Source organism: Pseudohalioglobus sediminis (assembly GCF_008370495.1).
Lineage (GTDB): Bacteria > Pseudomonadota > Gammaproteobacteria > Pseudomonadales > Halieaceae > Halioglobus.
Genome location: NZ_VTUX01000002.1, coordinates 478,784 through 492,619, shown reverse-complemented (window position 1 = coordinate 492,619; position 13,836 = coordinate 478,784). Strand labels below are relative to the sequence as shown.

At 61.7% G+C, this 13,836-nt stretch carries 15 protein-coding genes; 5 read left to right on the top strand and 10 right to left on the bottom strand.

The window, feature by feature from the left end; genetic code table 11:
• Positions 1-61: 61 nt before the first annotated feature.
• Together F0M18_RS06215 and F0M18_RS06210 are read right to left on the bottom strand one after the other, a co-directional pair.
• Positions 62-784: a DUF3108 domain-containing protein gene (locus tag F0M18_RS06215; RefSeq protein ID WP_149610533.1), complete on the bottom strand. Its 723-nt coding sequence runs from the start codon at positions 782-784 to the stop codon at positions 62-64.
• A gap of 12 nt (positions 785-796) precedes the next feature.
• On the bottom strand, positions 797-1,660 hold the full coding sequence (locus tag F0M18_RS06210) for a hypothetical protein (protein ID WP_149610532.1): 864 nt from the start codon (positions 1,658-1,660) through the stop codon (positions 797-799).
• Positions 1,661-1,776: 116 nt separating this feature from the next.
• Between F0M18_RS06210 and F0M18_RS06205 the strand changes: the two genes are divergently transcribed.
• Entirely contained in the window at positions 1,777-3,243 is a 1,467-nt protein-coding gene (locus tag F0M18_RS06205) for a 3-isopropylmalate dehydratase large subunit (RefSeq protein ID WP_149610531.1), read from the top strand.
• Positions 3,243-3,857, top strand: a complete 615-nt coding sequence (gene leuD / locus F0M18_RS06200; RefSeq protein WP_149610530.1) for a 3-isopropylmalate dehydratase small subunit — start codon at positions 3,243-3,245, stop codon at positions 3,855-3,857. The genes F0M18_RS06205 and leuD overlap by 1 nt, the downstream gene beginning before the upstream one ends.
• A 13-nt stretch (positions 3,858-3,870) precedes the next feature.
• On the opposite strand, the gene F0M18_RS06195 is transcribed toward leuD, so the two are convergent.
• Entirely contained in the window at positions 3,871-5,055 is a 1,185-nt protein-coding gene (locus F0M18_RS06195) for a CaiB/BaiF CoA transferase family protein (protein WP_149610529.1), read from the bottom strand.
• A gap of 114 nt (positions 5,056-5,169) precedes the next feature.
• Between F0M18_RS06195 and F0M18_RS06190 the strand changes: the two genes are divergently transcribed.
• Positions 5,170-6,108 (top strand): hydroxymethylglutaryl-CoA lyase, encoded by a 939-nt coding sequence (locus tag F0M18_RS06190; protein ID WP_149610528.1) that lies wholly within the window; start codon positions 5,170-5,172, stop codon positions 6,106-6,108.
• 15 nt (positions 6,109-6,123) lie between these two features.
• Here the strand turns inward: F0M18_RS06190 and F0M18_RS06185 are convergent, their stop codons facing one another.
• The 5 genes from F0M18_RS06185 to F0M18_RS06165 form a co-directional block, all read right to left on the bottom strand.
• Positions 6,124-6,909: a GntR family transcriptional regulator gene (locus F0M18_RS06185; protein WP_188109614.1), complete on the bottom strand. Its 786-nt coding sequence runs from the start codon at positions 6,907-6,909 to the stop codon at positions 6,124-6,126.
• Between the two features lie 18 nt (positions 6,910-6,927).
• Positions 6,928-7,860, bottom strand: coding sequence for a polysaccharide deacetylase family protein (locus tag F0M18_RS06180; RefSeq protein ID WP_149610527.1), 933 nt, complete (start codon positions 7,858-7,860; stop codon positions 6,928-6,930).
• A gap of 3 nt (positions 7,861-7,863) precedes the next feature.
• Positions 7,864-8,805: a polysaccharide deacetylase family protein gene (locus tag F0M18_RS06175; protein WP_149610526.1), complete on the bottom strand. Its 942-nt coding sequence runs from the start codon at positions 8,803-8,805 to the stop codon at positions 7,864-7,866.
• A complete protein-coding gene (locus tag F0M18_RS06170) occupies positions 8,802-9,467 on the bottom strand; it encodes an isochorismatase family protein (RefSeq protein ID WP_149610525.1) in 666 nt (221 codons plus the stop codon). The genes F0M18_RS06175 and F0M18_RS06170 overlap by 4 nt, the downstream gene beginning before the upstream one ends.
• Before the next feature lie 206 nt (positions 9,468-9,673).
• On the bottom strand, positions 9,674-10,081 hold the full coding sequence (locus F0M18_RS06165) for a hypothetical protein (protein WP_149610524.1): 408 nt from the start codon (positions 10,079-10,081) through the stop codon (positions 9,674-9,676).
• A 162-nt stretch (positions 10,082-10,243) separates the two neighbouring features.
• On the opposite strand from F0M18_RS06165, the gene F0M18_RS06160 reads away from it, so the two are divergent.
• Positions 10,244-11,410 carry an aromatic ring-hydroxylating dioxygenase subunit alpha gene (locus F0M18_RS06160; protein ID WP_149610523.1) on the top strand — a complete coding sequence of 389 codons (1,167 nt, stop codon included), beginning with the start codon at positions 10,244-10,246 and terminating at the stop codon, positions 11,408-11,410.
• Positions 11,411-11,516: 106 nt separating this feature from the next.
• On the opposite strand, the gene F0M18_RS06155 is transcribed toward F0M18_RS06160, so the two are convergent.
• A complete protein-coding gene (locus tag F0M18_RS06155; protein ID WP_149610522.1) occupies positions 11,517-12,425 on the bottom strand; it encodes an isocitrate lyase/PEP mutase family protein in 909 nt (302 codons plus the stop codon).
• Positions 12,426-12,480: 55 nt separating this feature from the next.
• Between F0M18_RS06155 and F0M18_RS06150 the strand changes: the two genes are divergently transcribed.
• Positions 12,481-13,128, top strand: coding sequence for a glutathione S-transferase family protein (locus F0M18_RS06150; protein ID WP_188109613.1), 648 nt, complete (start codon positions 12,481-12,483; stop codon positions 13,126-13,128).
• 8 nt (positions 13,129-13,136) lie between these two features.
• Here F0M18_RS06150 and F0M18_RS06145 read toward each other — a convergent pair whose 3' ends face one another.
• Positions 13,137-13,808, bottom strand: a complete 672-nt coding sequence (locus F0M18_RS06145; protein ID WP_149610520.1) for a Crp/Fnr family transcriptional regulator — start codon at positions 13,806-13,808, stop codon at positions 13,137-13,139.
• Between the last annotated feature and the right edge of the window lie 28 nt (positions 13,809-13,836).

Below are 13,836 nucleotides of genomic sequence, written 5' to 3'. Positions count from 1 at the left end.
TTGAGCCGGAAGCTGCCCGTCCGTCGGCCGCAGTCAACTCGGCACTGTCGCAGAAGCCCTGCTACCCGGTGATTTCCAGCTCCATCAATTCGTAATGCGTCATCATGTAACCCTCGGCGCAGGCCTTGAGCAGGATGTAATCCTCGTCCGCGGTGCACCAGACGTTGTACGGCGGATGTTCCTCCGGGAGTTCTCCGGCCGTGTCGGTGACCTGGAAATGGTAGGCATCGAATTTGCCGGCGCCCACGCTGACGCGTTCTTCGCCCACGTACTGGATGCTGAAACCCAGCGCAAACAGCATGGGGCCGGTAGCACCGCGATGGTCCGGAGATGAGAGCATCACGTGATCCAGACGGCGTTTCCCCGGGCCCTGGCTGCGATCGTAGGCTTTCATCAACAGGGCGTCGCCAACGATGGGATGGCATTGCATCCACTCTACCGGCGATGCCAGCTCGATGCGCTGGCTGATGCGGCCGTCCTTGCGATTCCAGGTTTCACACTCGGCGTGGTGATCGGTAAAGCGGAACCAGCCGCTGCCCTCGAAGCGGTTTCCCACAGTGAGGCGCACATGGCAGTCCAGTGGTTTCGAGGTGGCATGCTCCATCGCCTGGACGACATCGCGCACGACCATCGGTTCGTCGTCGATTTCGCAATGGGCGTGCAGCAGGTCGGTACCATCCGGCTGTCGGGTCAGGGTGAAGTACTCACGCCCGCGCTCCACGTCCATGCGCTGTGGCTGTTTGCTGGTGTAGCAGATGGTGCCGCGCAGGGTTCGGTAGGCCATGATTATGCGTTCCTAACGGTGGACCAGGGTAAAGTCTTCGCCGCCGCTGCCGGCGCGGGCGCTGGTGCGATAGCCGGCGAAGGGGCCGCTGGTGTGTGAATGGGCTGCTGCATCCGCTGCCAGCTGGCAGAAAAACGCGATATTGGCGACACCGGTATGAGGGCCGGCACCGGCGTCCCTGGTGCCGGCGATCTGATCGATCTCGATCAGCGCCTGGCCAGCCAACTGCAATGTGGCGACGGCATGGCGTCGATTCAGCTCAAAGCTTCTGGCCTGGTTGACCACGGTGATGCGCGTGTCAAAGCGCAGCCCCTCGTTGCCGCTGATGGCGGCGTAGTCCGCGAGGCTGCAGTCCCGCGATGGCGTCGACAGTACTGGTATAAACAGGTGATCGACCGCGGCTTCGCAGCGGGGCAGGTCAAAGGGGGCGACTTCGCCGCTGATCCGGGTCAGGTAGAGGACCTCGCCGGCCGGTCCGCGCACCTGGCAGGCGCGAATGCTGTCAGATACGTCGAGGTCCGCCGGCGCTCGCAGCAGGGTAAAGGGCGATCCGGACAGGCTGGCGGCGAGGTCGTCCACGTCGGCGACCAGTACCTCCATGGCCATCCAGCCGAAGCTGTGCAGGGGGTCGCGCTCCGGTGCTTCCGGCGCTTCCACAATCAGCAGCCAGGCGCGCCCTGTGGCGTTGGCCAGCAGCCAACAGGGATTGCCAGCCAGTGTGCGGAGGCCAAGGGCCGCGGCTGTGTCGTGATCCAGTACCCCCTGTTCCACCACACTCTGGTGCATCCAGCGGGTATAAGCCGCACAGGCCGCCTTGCCTTCGTTGGCGACGATGGTACAGAGGGCTACCGGGCCGAGCAGGGGAGGCGTGCGCATGAGTGCATTCAATGGCTTAAGATATAATGCTATATTTATATAACAATTAGGCGGGTGCGGCAATGTGGCCGCCCCGTTCAAGCTCCGCAGCACAGAAGCATAGAAGTACAGGACTCATGGGACTTACCCTGTTTGACAAACTCTGGCAGGAACACCTGGTGGAGCAGCAACCGGATGGCACTGACCTGATCTATATTGATCGCGTCTTCCTGCATGAACGCACCGGCTCTATCGCGCTGTCCAGCCTCGCCGCTGCGGGACGCCGCGTGTTTTGCCCGCAGCAGGTGTTCTGCTGCATGGACCATATCGTTGACACCTACCCGGATCGCAGCGACGACACCACCATGCCCAGCGGCCGCGACTTCATCGTCGCCACGCGGGAGGGTGCGCAGGCAGCGGGGCTCAACCTGTTCGACCTCGATGACCCGCGCCAGGGAATTGTGCACGTGGTGTCACCGGAGCAGGGTATTGCCCAGCCGGGGTTGACGCTGGTGTGTCCCGACAGTCACACCTGTACCCAGGGCGCCCTGGGTGCGCTGGCCTGGGGTATCGGCTCCAGTGAAGCAGAGCATGCCCTGGTGACCAAGACACTGCGCGTGAAGCGTCCACGCAGTATGCGCGTGCGTTTTACCGGCGAACTACAGCCCGGCGTCACCGCCAAGGATATGATCCTCTACCTCATCGGTCGCCATGGCGCCGCTGGTGGTAGCGGCTGCGCCGTCGAGTTCTCGGGGCCGGCTGTGCAGGCGCTGGATATGGAAGCGCGTATGACCCTGTGCAACATGGCGGTAGAGTTTTCCGCCTTCACGGGGCTGATCGCTCCCGACGCGGCTACGCTGGCTTATCTGCAGGGCAGGCCCTACGCCCCCCGGGGTGAGCACTGGACGGCTGCCGAGGCCTACTGGCGCACACTGTACAGCGACGCTGACGCCGTGTTCGATGCCGAACTGGAGGTGGACTGCGGCAATATCCAGCCGCAGGTGACCTGGGGCACCAGCCCGCAGCATGTCGTGGATGTGACCGCTCGCGTGCCGGCTGCCGTAAGCACGGACGTCGTAAGCACGGACGCCGTAAGCACGGACGCCGTAAGCGCGGACGACGCCAGCACGGACGCAGGTGATGCTGCCGGTCGCGCCAGGGCCCTCGACTACATGGGGCTGGAGGCGGGTGCGGCCATCGCAGGAACGCCCATTGACTGCGCCTTTATCGGTTCCTGCACCAACGCCCGCATCAGCGACCTGCGTCTCGCCGCCGCCGTTTTGCGCGGTCGCCGTGTGCGTCCTGGTCTGCGCGCCATCTGCGTGCCCGGTTCCATGCAGGTCAGGGCGCAGGCGGAGCGAGAAGGCCTGGACCAGGTGTTCAGAGCCGCCGGCTTCGAGTGGCGAGCATCGGGCTGCTCCATGTGTTTTTATGCCGGCGGTGAACACTTCGGGTTCCAGCAGCGTGTGGTGAGCACGACCAACCGCAATTTTGAGTCGCGGCAGGGGCCGCAAACGCGTACCCATCTTGCCAGCCCGGCTACGGTGGCCGCCTCCGCGGTAACCGGCGTGATCACCGACCCACGGGAGATGTTGTCGCAGTGATGGAAAAGTTCGAACAACTCCACGGCGTGGCTGCGCCGTTGTTGCGCGCCAATGTGGATACCGACGCCATTATTCCATCGCGGGAGATGAAACGCGTTTCCAAACAGGGGCTGGGGGAAGGTTTATTCGCCGGTTGGCGTTACATCGGAGAAGGCACACGTGAGGAGGCGCCGGCATTCGTCCTCAACCGGCCGGAGTACCGGGGCGCCAGCATTATTCTTTCCGGGCCCAACTTCGGTTGCGGCTCCTCGCGGGAACACGCGGTGTGGGCGCTCAGGGAATTTGGTATCCGCGCCATTATCGCCCCCGGTTTTGGCGCCATATTCGCAAATAACTGTGTGCGCAACGGTCTGCTGCCACTGGTGCTGGATGCGTCACAGATCGAGACCATTGCCCGCTGGGTAGAGCAGAATCCTGCGGTTAACCGGGTGTTGATCGATTTGCCTGCGCAGCGCGTGACAGCTGATGGGCAACACTACGCTTTCGACATCGAGGCCGGCGCCAGGCAGATGCTGGTGGAAGGGTTGGATGCCATCGCCCTGACGCAGACGCGCCAGCCGGTCATCGAGGCTTTTCACGAGGCGCGCCGCCGCCAACGCCCCTGGCTCTACTAGCGTCCGGGGCGACTCACTCGGCGATCATGGCGCCGCTGTTGATAAGTTGCTGTACCTGTTCCTCGGCCAGTCCGAGCTTGCGCAGGTGCTCGCGGGCGCCTGCGCCCGGTGTGGGTATGTCACGGTAGAGTCCGGTCCTGGCGCCGTCAAACTCCACCGGCAGCGCCGGCAGTTTGATGCTGTCGCCATTGTTGAGCGTCACCTCCAGCAGCGCGCCGGCGTTCATGTGCGGGTCGTCCACCAGGTCGATGGGTTTGTTGATCGGGGCGAAAGGTACGCCGGCCCGGTCCAGGCGTTCCATTAACTGTTCCCGGGTCATTGTGTCGAACAAAGCCTGGATGCCGGGAATCAGCGTATCCCGATGCTGTACGCGCTCGTTATTGCTATCCAGCCTGCGGTCCGCTGCCCATTCGTCAAAGCCAAACTCCTCGCAGAAACGCTGCCACAGGCTGTCGCTGACCACGCCCACGAACACCCTGCTGCCGTCCCTCGTGTAGAAAATGTCATACACCGACCAGGCGCTGCGCCGCACCGTCATCGGTGGCGGCTCTTCGCCAAGCACACCTTGCTGGGCGATGTGTTGCCCAACCATGAAGGCGGTGGTTTCGAACAGGGAACTGGTCACGTGGCGCCCCTTCCCGGTGCGATGGCGCTCCTCCAGGGCGGACAGAATTGCGATCACGCCGAACATGCCGCCGGTGATGTCGATGACTGAGCTGCCGGCGCGCATGGGGCGATCGGGCAGCCCGGTCATGTATGCCAGCCCGCCCATCATCTGCGCAACCTCGTCCAGTGCCGTGCGGTGTGCATAGGGGCCGGAGAGAAAACCCTTGAGGGACAAATAGATCAGGCCCGGGTTGTCCGCACACAGGGCTTCATAGCCAAGCCCGATCTTGTCCATGGCCCCGGGACGAAAATTCTCGATGACGATATCGCTGCGGCTGACGATGTCCTGCGCCGCTGCCAGGCCGTCAGCGGATTTGAGGTCCAGGCACAGGCTGCTTTTATTGCGGTTGTACATGGCGAAGTAACCGCCGCCGGAACCCTTGAGCCGACGCGTATTGTCACCCTTCAGCGGTTCCACCTTGATGACGTCGGCACCGAGGTCGGCGAGGATCAGGCCGGCGGTGGGGCCCATTACCATGTGGGTAAATTCGACAACCTTGAGGCCCGCGAGGGGCTGGGCGCGCTCTGTCATGGGTGCTTGGTTTCCTTGAATCGAGTGAAACTTTAAATGATAATATGATATATCATTATATCAAATCAATGAAGCGCCGGCCGGCACCGCAGCCGCTGCTTCGGGAGCGTGCAATTGCCTGCTATCGACATAGAAATCAGTGAGGTGGGTCCCCGGGACGGCCTGCAGAGTATCCGCCCGATTATGTCCACCACGGCCAAGAAAGACTGGATTTCCGCACTGGCGGCGGCGGGCATACCGGAGATCGAGGTGGGTTCATTCGTGCCGGCCAGGGTGCTGCCGCAACTGGCGGACACTGCCGAGCTGGTGGCACACGCCAGTTCCATCGACGGGCTGGCGGTGGCGGTACTGGTGCCCAACCTGCGCGGTGCACAGGATGCCCTTGCGGTGGGCCCGGACAAGATGACCGTGCCGCTCTCTGTGAGCGAGACCCACAGCCTGAAGAACCTGCGGTGCACGCATGCACAGGTGCTGCAGGAAGTGCGCGACATTCGTGCCGCCATCGACGCCTTGCCGGCGGGCCAGCGCCCGAAGCTGGAAGGTTCGCTGTCCACCGCCTTTGGCTGCACCCTGGAGGGAGAGGTCCCCGAGCGCAAGGTGATGGAGATGGCGGAGAAACTGGTGGCAGCAGGCTGCGACGAAGTGGGCCTGTCTGATACCACGGGCTTCGCCAGCCCCACGCAAGTGCGTGACTACATCCGGGCAATTCACCGACTGCTCGGCAGGGACAAGCTCACCGGCGTGCACCTGCACAATACCCGTGGCCAGGGTTTCGCCAATGTCATGGCAGCGCTGGATGCCGGGCTGACCACCATCGACGCCAGCATGGGTGGCATCGGCGGTTGCCCCTTCGCCCCCGGCGCCAGTGGCAACATCGTCACCGAAGACCTGGTGTTCCTGCTTGAGAGTATGGGTCTGCGCACCGGCATCAATTTTGCGCGCCTGTTCGCAGCGAGGCAGGTGCTGGCCGGGGCACTACCGGAAGTGGAGTTGTATGGCTTTACGCCGGAAGCGGGGCTGCCGAAAGGGTTCCGCCCGGCAACGGCACAGTAAGCAGGTGCATAGGCCTCACTCGGTGTCATCCAGATTGAGGTCCATGCGGTACTGGAAACGATCCGGGTGGTAGAACACTTCCAGGTAGTCGACCAGCTTTTCCTCGTCGTCCTCGCTGATAAAGGACTGGCGCACCAGGCTGAGTAGCGGTGCGCCCGGACTGGTGTCGAGGTGCTGCGCCAGTTCCTGCGTGGCCGCTACCGCGCCGATGGTCTGAATAACATGGGACAGTTCCAGACCCTGCTTGCGAAAGATCTGTAGCCGTGGCGCGCGGGCGAAATCGCGCTTGCTGACGGGTTTATCCAGGCGGCTTGTCCAACTGGCGTAGTAGCCGAAGGGCAGGCCTTCACGCGAGCGCACACGCAGCAGGTGCAGGGCCTTGTCTTTCTCATCCAGCCCGAGCATATCGCGGACGCTGGCTGGAGGGCGCGAGCGTTGGCACTCCAGTACTTTCACTTCCGAGCGCCGCGCCATGCTCTCGATTTCCTGCAGCATGCCCACCAGGGGGGCTTTTAGCGGCTGCGGCTCGTATTCGTAAATGACGTGAGTGCCCTTGCCTCGCCGTCGCTCCACCAGGCCTTCCGCGGCCAGTTCGTCCATGGCGCGTTTGGCGGTGATGCGTGAGACAGCAAAATTTTCTGCCAACTGTTGCTCGGTCGGCATCTGCGCACCGTGTGCCATGGTGCCGTTGAGAATGGCGTCCTTGAGCAGGCGGTACAGCCGGAAATATAAGGGGGTTGGCGCGTCCTGGTTGAGGGCCGCCAGCTGTGCTTCGCCAAACAGATCCGAAATGGATTCCATGGTTGCTGATTCCTGCCGTTAGTGTGTCGCCTGCTGGTGCTGCCAACAGGTCAGAATATCGCTGGCCGACGCGTTCCAGACGCCGGGCAATGCGCTGATGTACTCCAGCGCCGCTTCCAGTTTGCCGATGCGGTGGGGCTGTCCTAGCATCCAGGGGTGGATATTGAGGCCCAGAATACGCCCGCCGCCGGACTGCGCTTCGGCCAGCAGAAAGTCTGCGGCATCACAGACCTGCTCCAGCCACGACTGCTCGGAGTGCAGGTTGTTCATCAGTACGAAGCGATCTTCCAGTTCGTTGGACAGCGGCATGGCCACCAGTTCGCCCTGTTCGGTGCGAAAACGATAGGGCATATCGTCATTGACCCAGTCGCAGAAGTAGCGCACGCCGTGTTGCGCCAGTAAGTCGGGTGTTTTTGCGCTCTCGTTGCGGGCCGGGCTGATCCAGCCCGTGATGTCTTGGCCGGAAAGCGCCCGCAGTCGATCAAGCGAGCGTTGTATCAGGCTGGCTTCCTCTGCCGGGTCCTGCCCGCCATAGTGCAGGCTGTCCATGTTCCAGCCATGGCAGAGAATTTCGTCACCGCGGTCGCAGATGCGTGCCAGCAGTTGGGGAGTGCGCTCGGCCAACTCGGTATTCATGGCAAAGGTCGCTTTCACGCCGAAGCGATCAAAGGCCTGGAGAAAGCGATAGATGCCGACACGGTTGCCATAGTCGCGCAGCGAATAGTGACGCAGATCGGGGTAGGGCATGGTCATGCCGCCGGGAACCGCGAAGGGTGTGCCGCGCTGGTTGAGGGGATAGAACTGCAATCCCACGTTGATCCACAGCGCCAGCCGTTTGCCCTCTGGCCAGGTGACAGCCCGGCGCTCGCTGAGCATGCTCCAGTCGTAGCGATCATGGTCCATGCCGTAGCGGCGATGGGGATATTCCAGGTGCTCCTTGTCCAGCGCCATGGCTCAGTACTCTCCGCTCGGCGCGGCAATTGAGGCCTGCGCCGTGTCGTAATGGTTGTCGATGAAATACCGGGCGATTTCACGGCCGGTCGTTACCCATACGTCGCTGTGTCCGGTGATGTATTCCAGCGCTTCTTCGAATGCCTTCAGGCGATGCGGACAGCTGACCTGGTAGTTGTGGGTGGGAATGCACATCACTGTACCGGAGTCCGCGCCTTCCTGGTAAAGCCGGTCGAAATTCTCCTTCAGCATCTGGCCATAGCGACGCGGTTCGATCTTGTTGACCACGTAAGCGATGGTGTCATTCATCTCCAGCGAGTAGGGTATGGATGCGAAACGCTTGCCGCTGCGCAGGTTTATCGGCGTGGGCTGGTCGTCGTGAAACAGGTCGCAGGTGTAGAAACCGGCACTGTCGCCAGCCAGTTCGGTGCCGACCTCGGCGAACAGGTCCAGCGTCAGTTCCGAGTGAGACAGGGCCGGTGCGAGATAGCCGGCGCAGTCCTGGCCGGTATGCTGCTTGATGCTGACCATGGCGTCGTGAATCATGTCGCGCTCCTGCGTCTCGCTCATGCCGTAGGTGTAGCGGGTGTTGTAGATGCCGTGGCTGAAAAATTCCCAGTCGCGTTCCGCGCACTGGGCAATGATCTCCGGGTGATGGTCGCACAGCGCCGTGGACAGGGAAATGGAGCCGCGGATACCGTAGCGGTCCAGCACGGACATCTGCCGGGCATGGCCCACCCGATTGCCGTAGTCGCGAATGCTGTAGCCGGGTATCGCGGGGTAGGGTTGTGGCCAGGCCTTGCGGTGGGGGTTGGCCGGCGGGTCCAGTTCGTAAAACTCTATGTTGGGCGCCACCCAGAACGCCACGCGCGCGCCCCCGGGCCAGTTTAGTTTGGGCCGCTTGTCGTAGGGCCAGTAGTCGTAAAAACCGGGATCTGCCTTCATTGTTGCGCCGCCAGCCATGCCTTGACCTCTTCCACGCCCAGTACATCGGCGTACTTCAGCGCCAGGTCGGTGAGATTGGCGAAGTGGTAGCTCTCGTGCTTGTCGGCAACGCACTCCTCCGGCACGATAGTGCGGTAACCGCGCGAGAGGCTGTCTACAGCGGTGGCGCGGATGCAGCCCGACGTCGAGCCTCCGGTCAGCACCACGGTGTCGACCTGGTGCCAGACCAGCAGGGATTGCAATTGGGTCTCAAAGAACGCGGACGGCATTTTTTTCAGGTAAATGACATCCCGCTCACAGTCGATATCCAGGCGCTCATCGAACTCGCTGCGCTCCGAGCCGAACTTGATATTCTGCAGTGAATCGGGCGTATCAGTGCGCGTGCCCCAGATGCCAGCATCCTCTGCCGAATCCATATAGGCGACATGTGTCCACACCACTGGCCAGCCAAGGCGGCGAAATTCGGCGGTAAGTTCATTGACGTATTGCAGTTGCCCCGGGTCCGTTTCATAGGCGGTGGCAAACAGGTCGGTGCGGGTATAGGCCTTTTGCAGGTCGATATTCACCAGCACCGCCTTGTTGCCAAAGCCAAAGCGTTTGCGGGCTGGATTGTTGATAACGTCCTGATATATCTCCCGGGCGGTCTTGCTCGATGTCTGCACAACTGGCTCCTGATATTGCCTATTGGGAAAAGATATAACATTATGTCATTATATCCAATAGCCGAAAACAGTACGGATGCCAGGGCCTGTGCAGCGGCCAGGCCGAAATGTGTTTGTGAACAGGTTTGTGTGTGGCTGCAATGCCTGGGGGGAATAAAAAAGGGCGCCGAAGCGCCCGGAGGGGAGGGGACCTGGAATACGGTAGGTTAGATGGTGCCAGCGCGGTCTGCGGCGCCGTGGGTGCGCGCCACCTGCTCAGCCACTTCCACCATTTCCACTTTCACTGTGTTCCCGCGCAGGTCAAGACGCGAATGCACGTAGTGGGTAGCGCCCGGCTTCAGCTCAACCGTGATGGGCTCTGCGCCCGGCAAGGATGTGTCGAGCGTGTAAGAGCCTGCAGGAGCGGTGAGCACGGTGGCGCCTTCCGCCTTCATGCGGCCCATGAAGTGATCGTTGGCGTGCAGGTCAAAGCGCAGGCGTTCAGTATCGAAGGACTCCTCAGCGCGGTACACAATCAGGGTCGCAGTTTCAGCAGACGCTTCAGCGCGTGCGAGGTTGGGCAGGCCCAGAGTCATAGCGAACGCAGCCAGTGCAGGGATGAAGTAACGGAACATGGTTTTTTCTCCAGCAGGTGATTTGCCAGAATATACGGCGAAGCTGTAGCGCACGGTTCACCGACCGACAAAAAAAAAGAGTAATTTCGCACGCCGCTGATCCGTTTAAACCGGCACGGCGTAACACCATGTAAAGCATAAGTTTAAATGGAGGGTTTATAGGTGCTTATTAACCTGTGGTACGTGGCTGAGTGGTCTGAGGCGGTCAAGGACAAGCCGGTGCGGACGCGGCTGCTTGGCCAGAACTTCGTGCTGTTTCGCGACAGCAAGGGCAAGGTGCATTGCCTGTCAGATATCTGCATCCATCGCGGTGGTTCCCTATCCAATGGCTGGACCACCGAGCGCGATTGCGTGGCCTGTCCCTATCACGGCTGGGAGTTTGATCCGGAAGGCAAGGTGCAGTTCATACCCTCGCGTGGCGAGGGTGCCGAAACACCCGAACGCGCCCGTATCGATGCCTATCCCACCGAGGAGCGCTACGGCATGATCTGGGTGTTTATGGGCGACCTCGAAGAATCCGAGCGCTATCCCATCCCGCCGTTTCCGGAATACGATGATCGCGATAACTGGCGGCCGATCTATACGGAGTTCAACTGGAACGCCGATGTCAGTCGGGTGGTTGAGAATGGTATCGACATAGCGCACACCTCATTCGTTCATCCTGGCTTTGGCTATCGAGAAATGGCCGCCAAGAACCACATCGCCACGATGGAGCGCACAGACATTTCCGGCTCGTCCTCCTGCGTGCTGTATCCGCCCCCGCCGGAGGGCAATCTCGGGTTGATGCGCTTCGCCCGGCGCGACAAGGCGGAAACCCACGTGCATCCCGGCTTTTTCCTCTCCGGCCACACCGTTCGCCTGCACATCCAGGTGAACTCGTGGATGGAGATGATCATCTTTGATGCCAACACCCCCGTGGACGAGCACACCACACGTTCCTTTGTGGTGCAGGTTCGCAATTTCTTCAAGTGGGGTATCTTCGACAAGGGCTCGGTGAAGCGCACACAGAAGGTCTTCCAGGAAGACGCCGAGATCGTCGAGGCTCTGTCGCCACACTACCTGCCGGAGTCGCTGGAAAGTGAGGTGTCGGTGGAGCAGGACAAGTTCATGGGCGCCTGGCGCAAGGTGCGCAAGGTGCATGTTGAAGAAAAGGGCTGGAAAATCGACAGTGTCGCCATGCAGCCATACCTGCAGGAAAAGGTCTTCACCATTCCGTCACCGGCCCGTCGCACCAACCCGGACCTGCGCTGGGCACTGGACACGGTGCCGCTGGTGCCGCCCACACGTAAGGGCCTCAATGTGGTAAACGCTGATGATAAGTCTGCCTGAGGCGGGGGCCACCTCGCTTTTCCCTTTCCCGGGGGCGGGGTACCCCCGCAGTATCGTGGCAGCAGGCACCGCCAGTCAGCTTTCGCGGCAGCCTTGTGATTGCCGATCACTCACCAGCGTCATAATATTTGCCGGCGGCCAACAGTTCCGGTGCGCCGAGCAAGTGATTCATGTCGTCCAGGCTATACATCGTATCGCGCAGCGCCAGGGTGGTACCGGACGCGCGCAAGTGGGTCAGTAACTGCCTGGCCACTGGCGTGGTGCGATGCAGCATTGCTGCGGGATACAGGGCCACACGATAGCCAAGCGCCGCCAGTTCCTGCGGGGACTCAATTGGCGTGTTGCTGCCCTCGACCAGATTATGTACCAGCGGGCAACGCTTGCAGAAGCGCTCGCCGATAGTGCGCATTTCCCCGACGCTGGCAGGCGCCTCGATGAACAGCGCGTCCGCACCCGCCTCGAGATAGTGCTCTGCCCGGTCCAGGGCCTCGTCGAAGCCGTTGACGCCGAGCGCATCCGTGCGTGCAATCAGCAGCGTTGCCTCGGAGGTGCGCGCGTCCAGCGCAGCCTTTATCTTGCCAACCATTTCGTCACGGCTGATCACTGTTTTGCCTGCCATGTGCCCGCAGCGTTTGGGCGCGCACTGGTCCTCCAGTTGCATGGCACTGGCACCGGCGCGCTCGAGTTCGCGAACAGTGCGCTGTACGTTGAGTGCGTTGCCAAAACCGGTATCTATGTCGACGATAAGTGGAATGGCAATGCGGTCCCGAATGATGGCAACCGTGTCGCGCAATTCGCTCGCGCTCACCAGTCCCATATCCGGTCGCCCGAAGCGGGCGAAGGCGAGGCAGGCGCCGGACAGGAAGGCAGCCTCGAAGCCCGCCTGTTCCACCAACAGTGCCGACAGGCCGTCGTAGATGCCGGGAACCGGGAGCAGTTCCGGCGTGGCCAGTCGTTCCCGTAGCGTGAACGCGTGCTTATTGGTGCTGTTTTCCTGCTTCGTCTTGTTATCCATGTCGGGATCCACTTATGCTCGTCAACCTGTTTGCAATCCTGTCCGGAGACAGTATATGAAGCTGCACAATCTCAATCACTCCCCCTACGCCAGTCGCGTGCGCGCCCTGATTCGCAAGGCGCAACTTGACGTGGCGATTGTGGCCCCGGAAGCGGCGCTGCGCACCGAGGCCTTCCTGCAACGCTATCCCATGGGCAAGATTCCAGTGCTGGAACTGGACGACGGCACCCAGATACCCGATTCCTGGGTGATCATGGAGTACCTCGACGCTGTCGCCGGTGCCGGACTGAGTCCGGACACGCCCCTGGCCCGCGCGCAGATGCAGTTGCTGGTGCGCTACGGCGACACCTGTCTGTCGCCCGGCGGACTGTTCCCGCTGTTCCAGCTGATTACTACGCCGGGCGAGACGGACCCGGAGTCGGCAGCGCAGGCGATGGCGGGGCTGCACCAGGAACTGGCGCGCTTTGAACGCCTGCTTGACACGCTGCCCGATTTCCGCGGGCGCGGGCTGCACCTTGGCGACATCGCCCTGGCACCGCAGATGGATTTTGTCGGCATGCTCGGTCCGCTGTTCGGCGAGGAGAACCCACTGCAGGCGTATCCGCTGGCGCAAGGCTGGTATGACTGGGTGCAGGGGGATGCAGCCGTGGCCGCAACCAGCCGCGAGATGGGCGCAGCAGTGCGCGCATTTCTCGGCCCCTAGGGCATGGCTCAGTCTGCCAGCGCCATTTCCTCTACAGCCTCGGTGTCGAGAATTTCGACCTTGTGCGCCGAGTAGATTGCGATTACGCCCTCGCGCTTCAACTTGCCAAAGGCACGGCTGACGGTTTCGATGGTCAGGCCCAGGTAGTCGGCGATATCCTGGCGCGTCATTACCAGTTCGATGGTGCTGGCGCCGGGAATCGCGGCGCGATCCGAAAGCTGTTTGAGCAGGAAGCAAACGCGCTCGTGGGCCTTCTTCTGGCCCAGGGCAAACACCTGGTCCAGGGTATGGGCGAGGATGTTGCCGCCGATGCCGCGGACATTTTCCTTCAGCGTGGGTATCTCGTCCTGTAATTGCACGAAGGCCTTGAGTGGCATTTCGCGGACGCGCGAGGCGGTCAGTGCCGAGACGGTATAGTCGTAGTGTTGGTTGTGGGGAATGCCGATGAAATTGCCAGGCTGCATGAAAGCCATCACCTGGCGCCGGCCCGTGGAAGAAGAGCGCTCCATCATCAGTATGCCGCTTTCCAATACGTAAACGTTTTGTGAAGGCGTGTGCTGGTGGAACAGGTAATTTCCAGCGTCCAACAGGCGGCTGCTGGCCAAGCCGTCCAGACGTTTGCGTTCGGCAGCGGTCAGGCCGGAAAAAATGGTCAGAGGCTGGGCTGAATGCGGGCTCACGTTGCGCTTCCCTGGTAGCTGAGCAGGC

Coding starts and splice junctions, on each gene's coding strand:
- F0M18_RS06215 (WP_149610533.1), bottom strand. CDS start 784: ATGGCCTACCGAACCCTGCGCGGCACCATCTGCTACACCAGCAAACAG.
- F0M18_RS06210 (WP_149610532.1), bottom strand. CDS start 1,660: ATGCGCACGCCTCCCCTGCTCGGCCCGGTAGCCCTCTGTACCATCGTC.
- F0M18_RS06205 (WP_149610531.1), top strand. CDS start 1,777: ATGGGACTTACCCTGTTTGACAAACTCTGGCAGGAACACCTGGTGGAG.
- leuD (WP_149610530.1), top strand. CDS start 3,243: ATGGAAAAGTTCGAACAACTCCACGGCGTGGCTGCGCCGTTGTTGCGC.
- F0M18_RS06195 (WP_149610529.1), bottom strand. CDS start 5,055: ATGACAGAGCGCGCCCAGCCCCTCGCGGGCCTCAAGGTTGTCGAATTT.
- F0M18_RS06185 (WP_188109614.1), bottom strand. CDS start 6,909: ATGGAATCCATTTCGGATCTGTTTGGCGAAGCACAGCTGGCGGCCCTC.
- F0M18_RS06180 (WP_149610527.1), bottom strand. CDS start 7,860: ATGGCGCTGGACAAGGAGCACCTGGAATATCCCCATCGCCGCTACGGC.
- F0M18_RS06175 (WP_149610526.1), bottom strand. CDS start 8,805: ATGAAGGCAGATCCCGGTTTTTACGACTACTGGCCCTACGACAAGCGG.
- F0M18_RS06165 (WP_149610524.1), bottom strand. CDS start 10,081: ATGTTCCGTTACTTCATCCCTGCACTGGCTGCGTTCGCTATGACTCTG.
- F0M18_RS06155 (WP_149610522.1), bottom strand. CDS start 12,425: ATGGATAACAAGACGAAGCAGGAAAACAGCACCAATAAGCACGCGTTC.
- F0M18_RS06150 (WP_188109613.1), top strand. CDS start 12,481: ATGAAGCTGCACAATCTCAATCACTCCCCCTACGCCAGTCGCGTGCGC.